Annotated in this window: 1 protein-coding gene; it reads right to left on the bottom strand. The window is 61.1% G+C overall.

Annotation, left to right across the window (positions count from 1 at the left end):
* On the bottom strand, nt 1-357 hold a 357-nt coding region (locus tag AC1D0P_RS32555; protein WP_477680493.1), incomplete at both ends, for a hypothetical protein.

The raw sequence follows: 357 nt of genomic DNA, 5'->3' as shown, positions 1-357 counted from the left end.
GCGGAAACAGCGTGCCGAGCCCATAGAGCTCGCCATAGACCTGCTGGACGGAGACGATGTAGGAGAACAGCGAAATAAGCGTCAGCGTGCTCGCCACCGCATAGCCGGCCGTAATCCGGTTGGTGCAGATTTCCACGAGCGCCTCGGCAAGGCTGCCGAGCGCCAATGACCGCCGGTCCCCGATCGCAAGCGTTTCGCGCAAACGTGTAGACATCCAGACGAGGATCAGCGTTGCCGCCACGGTATTGAAGATGAAAATGCCCTTCCAGCCGGCGGCGAGTTCGATCGACTGGCCGATGGTCGGCGCGATGATCGGGATGATCATGAACGTGGTGAAGACGAAGGTCAGCACCCGGC

This window comes from Polaromonas sp. P1_G2, assembly GCF_056405515.1.
This window is presented reverse-complemented; position numbering and strand designations above follow the sequence as displayed.